Annotated in this window: 2 protein-coding genes; one reads left to right on the top strand and one right to left on the bottom strand. The window is 74.3% G+C overall.

Features of this window, described 5'->3' with window-relative positions:
* A partial coding sequence (gene mobF / locus ACFWA7_RS39710) for a MobF family relaxase (protein ID WP_385828025.1) occupies positions 1–3,332 on the bottom strand: 3,332 nt, incomplete at its 3' end.
* Positions 3,333–3,767: 435 nt separating this feature from the next.
* Between mobF and ACFWA7_RS39705 the strand changes: the two genes are divergently transcribed.
* A complete protein-coding gene (locus ACFWA7_RS39705) occupies positions 3,768–4,313 on the top strand; it encodes a hypothetical protein (RefSeq protein ID WP_385828022.1) in 546 nt (181 codons plus the stop codon).
* The last annotated feature ends 292 nt before the right edge of the window (positions 4,314–4,605 follow it).

Raw genomic sequence — 4,605 nt, 5'->3', positions numbered from 1 at the left:
GCGGCGGCGGCTTCGTCCAGGGCGCGGGTGCGGCGGACGGCAGCTCGTTCGTGCAGGCGGTGCAGCTGGATGCCGGTGAGGTCCGCGAGCGGCCGGGTGGGATGGATGCGGTGGGCGTGGGCCCTCTTGTCCGCGCAGCGCTGGAGGTAGCGGTCGATGCGCCAGGCCAGCACGACAGCTGGGTCGTCGGCGTCGGCCAGGGAGCGCTGGGGGCGCACCGAGTTGATGAGGCGGGCCGCGTCCCAGCCGCCCGCGACGGCCCGGTGCAGGGCGCGGGCCAGGACGGGCCAGCCCTCCGCCTCGGTGAACAGCACGGCCGCGGGGCCGCTCGCCTGCCGCACCGCCGCCTGCAGGAGCTGGTCCCAGGCGCGGCGGGCGACGTCGGCGAACTCCTCTGCCAGGCGTGCGGGGGCGGTGGCGGCTTCCTGCAGGGTGCGCAGGGTCTCGGTCGCCGAGCGCGACGCCCGCGAGTTCTCGGCGATGGCTTGCACGGTCGCGGCGAGCGGGATACCGCTCTCGCACGTCACGTAGAGGCGGTTGGTGCGCGCGCCCCGGGTGAGCTGGACGTAGGCGCTTTCCCGGCTGGTGCGGGCGGTGGCCAGGCCGTGGCTGGTGTCCACGGTGATGCCCTGGGCGCGGTGCACGGTGGCGCTGTAGCCGAGGTCGACGCTGGTGTCGACGTACGTGGCGGGCAGACGCACCCGGCCGGCGTGTTCTGCGTGGGCGACGACCAGGCCGCCGTCCTCGCACAGGGCGACGACGGTCCACACGTCACCGTTCTTCACGAAGTCGCGGGCGCCGCGGGTCAGGAGGTGGCGGGCGTTGTCGCGGGTGACGACGCGGTCGCCGACATGGGCGCGCAGCCCGTCGCGCAGCGGACGGCCGTGGCGGGTGTCCAGGCGGCCGGTGGCGGCGAGCCAGGCCTGGGCCCGCTGGTTGAGGGCGGTGACCGTGGCGGCCTCTTCGGCGGTCATGAGGGAGGTGCGGCCTCGGGTGATGTCGTGCTGCCAGGCGGCGAAGACCGCGTGCAGCATCGCCTCCTCGTCCCCGCCCAGCAGCCGGTGGTGTTCCAGGTGCCAGGCGAAGGCGTCCTCGGCGGGTCCGTCGCGCAGCGCGAGGGTGGCGGCGGCTTCCCCGTCGGTGGTGAAGCGGTGCAGGGCGGTGAGTTCGGCGGCCCCTACTTCGCGGGCGATGAGCCGCAGGGCGCCGCCCGCCTCGACGGCGGCCAGCTGCGCCGGGTCCCCCAGAAGCCGCACATGAGCGCCGGCGGCTTTGGCGTCGTCCAGGACGCGCCGCAGCAGGACGGTGCCCGCCATCCCGGCTTCATCGGCGACCACCACATCGCCGGGACGCAACTGGTAGGCGGCAGGCACCGGTTCACCGCGGGCCGCCTTGTCCCGCATGATCATCCAGCCGTGCAGGGTATGCGCCGCATCCAGCTGGGCGGAGAGCACCTTGGCGGCCCGGGAGGACGGTGCCAGGGCGATGAGGCGGCCACCGGAAGCGGCCACCGCCTCCCCGACGACCTTGAGCGCGGTGGTCTTGCCCGACCCGGCCGGGCCGATCCCGGCGCCCACAAGGCGCTCCCCGCAGGCGAACGCCCGCGCCAGCGCCCGCTGCCCCGCATCCAGCGGGGTCGCGGAGTGCTGGTCGTGCAGGGCGGCGACCGTATCGAAGAGAGCCCCGCTCACCGGCGGGATCACTGTGGTGCGGGCTGCTGCCAGCAGCGCGTCCTCGGCGGCCAGCACCGCGGGCGTGGTGTAGGTCGCGGTGTGGCGGGGCCGGTAGACGCTGGTGCCGTCAGGGCGCAGCAGGTCGGGGTGGGGGGTGTGGAATTCGGGCGGGGTCAGCTCCAGGCACAGGCTCAGCGCGCGGTCGGTGAGCGCCTGGATCACCTCTGAGGGGGCCGGGGTTCCGGCGAGCAGGCAGGCCGCATGGCGCTCGGCCTCGGCGGCCACATGGCGCCGGGCGAAGACGGCACGGTGCTCGGCCACCGTCGCGATGACGGCGGCCGCCTCCCGCTCCACATCCAGCTCGCCTGAGCTCACGGTCGCGGCGTGTTCGCGGGCCCGCTCAAGGAGGTGGTCGACCGCGTCCGCGCCCACCAAGTCAACAGCCATCTCCCGCCACCGGCCGCGCAGCACCGCCAGCGGCCGCACCTGTTTGTGGGCGGGCCGTGTCTCGCGTGCGGCGCGGGCCAGCAGCGTCATGCGCTGCCCCTCGCCCACGCTGCGCCCCCACCACAGCTCAAAGTCGGCGACCAGTTCCTCGAAACGTGCGCGGATGTCCGCATCGCGTGAGGACATGCCGCGTACCAGCCCGGAAGGCAGGCCGCCGATTTCCAGCACCGGCCGCCTGCCGGGCGTCGGCCACGCCTCGGTGGTGGCAAGGCCGAGGCGTCCGCAGACCTCCTCCATGACGCGGCGGTTGTAGTGCTCGGAGGCGGTGACGATCTGGCGGAACCACAGGCGGCCGTCGATGCTGCGCCACTTCCCGTCCGTCCCCTGGATTTTGTTGGCGACGACGACGTGGTCGTGGAGCAGCGGGAGACCGTGCCGGTTGTCGAAGTGCCGGTAGCGCACGGCGATCAGCGCACTGTGGGCGTCCTCCTGCGCCAGGCTTCCCGCGCCGGTCCGCACCGCCAGGGCGTTGTCCTCCAGCCAGGTCAGCGTCTCGGTGACCGCCTGCTCGTGCGCCGCCTCGATCTCCAGACGGCTCTGCTTGTCGGTCAGTGCCCACAGGACACTGACCGACTTGCTGCGGAAGACCAGGTCGTAGCCCGCCACCGGGCGGCGCTCCTGGTGGTGTTGGGCGGCGGCGAGGTAGCGGGCGAGTTCGCGGCCGTCGGCCGGGCCGCGCCCGTACTCCTCGCGAAAGGCCCTGGCCGCCACCCGCATCCGGATCCGGGTGCGCTCCGTGTTGTCGAGCATGTGCGGTCCGGCCAGCTGCTGGGCTGTCTCGATGGCCTCCTCGATACGCCGCTGAAGCGGGCCGGGGCCGCCGCTGTACTGGGGAAAGGCGTAGCCCAGGCGGACCTGGCGCAGCGCCTGCGCGGCGGAAGCCCCGCCGGCCATGGCCTGGGTGGCCAGGCGGTGCGCATCGGGGTGCAGGCCCAGGCCGAACAGGGCACGCACCTGCTCCTCCTGGGCGTGCCCGGACATCCCCAGGGCGGCGGCCGCCCGGCCCATCCACACCCCCGGCGGCAGCCCGGTACGGGCCTGCGCCTGCCCCAGCTCCTCGCCCCGCGCACGCGGCTGATCGCCGCTGGAGACCGTGCGCTGGTAGTAGCGATATCCCCAGCCGGCGCTCACCTTGCACACGTCGACACCCATCAGGGCAGCCACCATCCGCCGCCCCACCCCACCACGCGCCCGCCTGGCCGCCGCTGACCGGCCCTCTTCCCGCCCGGCGGGAAGAAGCAAAGAACTCTCCCGCCCGGCGGGAACCGGACCGTCTCCCGCCACGGCCCGCACAGAGCAAGAGCTTTCGCTGAAGTGACGGCTCGACCGCAGGTCGATCCCGCTGTCCCCAGGGGTGCTCACCGAGCACCCCTGGGGACAGCGCCCCACCTCACCCATCCCCCCACTCCTCTTCCCTCTCCCCCGGGTTTCCCCCAGCCGGGCACACGACGCACGGCCGTCCCGCCGGGCGGGAGGACTGCGATCGCTTCGGGCCCGCTACCGGCCACTTCGCGGCGCGGCCCATCAGATTGGCCACCGGGCGCGCCACACAGGCGCGGCACGGCTCGTACGGAAATGGGGCACGGCATGGCGATAAAGCCGAAGCGGACCGCAAGGGAGATCGCGGCACGCAAGCGGGCGATGGAGCGGGCGCTCGGGTTCAACGCCGCGCGGCTGCGGCGCGAGAAGGAACTCACCGACCTTGCGGCCGACTTCCTTCAGACCCGGGAGCTGGAGGGCGACGTGCTGGCCGTACTGGAAGAGGACATCGCCCGTCTGCGGGCCGAGGCACAGTCGCGGTGCGAGGCGCTGCACCGGCAGGGCGCCACCGTGGTGGTGTCGATGACGGGCAAGGGCGAGGGCGCGGGGCGCATCGCGCAGCGTCTGGGCGTGGGCGTCGGCGAAGTCCGCCAGCTACGGGACTCGGTTGCCCCGGCCGGTGCGGAGGGCCCGGGCGCGGCAAGGCGCATGGATGCCGCGCCGGTTGGCGCGCGGGAACGGGCGGCGGCACAGGGGCAGGGGCAGGGAGGGATACAGACCGGCACCGGCGCACCGGGCGCACCGGGCGCGGGTGGCACGGGGCCGCGATGGGCCGGTGGCGGTGTGGTGGAGGCGGGCCCTGGCGCGGGGTGAGCTGTGGGACGCGGGGGCGGAACGCGGATACGGGGCGCAGAGGGCCTCCGGGCCCACGACGCCCCGAGGCTTCGCGGGCTTCGCGAGGCGTGGCCTCGTCCGGGGGCGGGCATGGGGAAGCCTCCTGCCGGGAGCGGTGGCGGGAGGCCTGGTTGAGCGGGGCGTACTGCGCGGCGGGGTGAGTGCCCGATGGAGCGGGGGGGGGTGCCCCTATCTGTTTGGTCAAGGCGGTGCGGGCTGCTGGTGGGTGAGGATGGGGGCATGACGACCTGGTTCCGCACCTACTACGCGG

Origin of the sequence: Streptomyces sp. NPDC059994 (assembly GCF_042737755.1) — a bacterium.
Lineage (GTDB): Bacteria > Actinomycetota > Actinomycetes > Streptomycetales > Streptomycetaceae > Streptomyces.
This window is presented reverse-complemented; position numbering and strand designations above follow the sequence as displayed.

Excerpts from the sequence above, each read along its gene's own strand:
- ACFWA7_RS39705 (WP_385828022.1), top strand. The coding sequence starts at position 3,768 with ATGGCGATAAAGCCGAAGCGGACCGCAAGGGAGATCGCGGCACGCAAG.